This window comes from Streptomyces angustmyceticus (assembly GCF_040701845.1).
In the GTDB taxonomy this organism is placed as follows: domain Bacteria; phylum Actinomycetota; class Actinomycetes; order Streptomycetales; family Streptomycetaceae; genus Streptomyces; species Streptomyces angustmyceticus_A.
The window spans coordinates 1513-3452 of sequence record NZ_JBFBHQ010000051.1; the positions used below are offsets into that span (position 1 = coordinate 1513).

The window sequence follows — 1940 nt, forward strand, 5'->3', positions numbered from 1 at the left end:
GCCCTACACCCTTACCCCGGGACAACCACCGCCCGGGCTGGACTACCTTCCTGCGTCACCCCATCGCTTACCTACTACCACCTTGGATCGGCGGCTCCACCACGTCCCTTTGTCCGAAGACTCCAGGCCGGCTTCACGGCCTTAGCATTAATGGATTCGATATTGGGCGTTTCAAAGCGGGTACCGGAATATCAACCGGTTGTCCATCGACTACGCCTGTCGGCCTCGCCTTAGGTCCCGACTTACCCTGGGCAGATCAGCTTGACCCAGGAACCCTTAGTCAATCGGCGCACACGTTTCCCACGTGTGTATCGCTACTCATGCCTGCATTCTCACTCGTGAACCGTCCACAACTCGTTTCCACGGCTGCTTCACCCGGCACACGACGCTCCCCTACCCATCACAACGGACGTTGGTCCTCATGTTGCAATGACACGACTTCGGCGGTGTGCTTGAGCCCCGCTACATTGTCGGCGCGGAATCACTTGACCAGTGAGCTATTACGCACTCTTTCAAGGGTGGCTGCTTCTAAGCCAACCTCCTGGTTGTCTCTGCGACTCCACATCCTTTCCCACTTAGCACACGCTTAGGGGCCTTAGTCGATGCTCTGGGCTGTTTCCCTCTCGACCATGGAGCTTATCCCCCACAGTCTCACTGCCGCGCTCTCACTTACCGGCATTCGGAGTTTGGCTAAGGTCAGTAACCCGGTAGGGCCCATCGCCTATCCAGTGCTCTACCTCCGGCAAGAAACACACGACGCTGCACCTAAATGCATTTCGGGGAGAACCAGCTATCACGGAGTTTGATTGGCCTTTCACCCCTAACCACAGGTCATCCCCCAGGTTTTCAACCCTGGTGGGTTCGGTCCTCCACGAAGTCTTACCTCCGCTTCAACCTGCCCATGGCTAGATCACTCCGCTTCGGGTCTTGGGCACGCTACTCAACGCCCTATTCGGACTCGCTTTCGCTACGGCTTCCCCACACGGGTTAACCTCGCAACATACCGCAAACTCGCAGGCTCATTCTTCAAAAGGCACGCAGTCACGACGCAGAGACAAGTCTCTGCGCGACGCTCCCACGGCTTGTAGGCACACGGTTTCAGGTACTATTTCACTCCGCTCCCGCGGTACTTTTCACCATTCCCTCACGGTACTATCCGCTATCGGTCACCAGGGAATATTTAGGCTTAACGGGTGGTCCCGCCAGATTCACACGGGATTTCTCGGGCCCCGTGCTACTTGGGTGGTTCTCAAACGAGCCGTTGATGTTTCAGCTACGGGGGTCTTACCCTCTACGCCGGACCTTTCGCATGTCCTTCGCCTACACCAACGGTTTCTGACTCGTCTCACAGCCGGCAGACTGTGAAAGAGAACTCCCACAACCCCAACCACGCAACCCCTGCCGGGTATCACACGTGACTGGTTTGGCCTCATCCGGTTTCGCTCGCCACTACTCCCGGAATCACGGTTGTTTTCTCTTCCTGCGGGTACTGAGATGTTTCACTTCCCCGCGTTCCCTCCACACTGCCTATGTGTTCAGCAGCGGGTGACAGCCCATGACGACTGCCGGGTTTCCCCATTCGGACACCCCCGGATCAAAGCTCGGTTGACAGCTCCCCGGGGCCTATCGCGGCCTCCCACGTCCTTCATCGGTTCCTGGTGCCAAGGCATCCACCGTGCGCCCTTAAAAACTTGGCCACAGATGCTCGCGTCCACTGTGCAGTTCTCAAGCAACGACCAGCCACCCGTCACACACCCTTACCAGGATGCTTTACCGGGGCCGGCATCGCGAAGGTCCAGACTCAACAGTCCGTACCCTCAGATACCCAACAACGTGCCCGACCCACTCAATCTTCCGGATGCGTTCCACGCCGAAGCAGTACTAACTTCCAGAGAATCAAGTGTGCCGAATAGTCAACGTTCCACCCATGAGCTAACCAC

General features: G+C 57.4%; 1 rRNA gene (running past one end of the window). It reads right to left on the reverse strand.

Annotated elements, in window-relative coordinates:
- Nucleotides 1-1697 (reverse strand): 23S ribosomal RNA (locus AB0411_RS37590); it reaches 1491 nt to the left of the window's first position.
- Between the last annotated feature and the right edge of the window lie 243 nt (nt 1698-1940).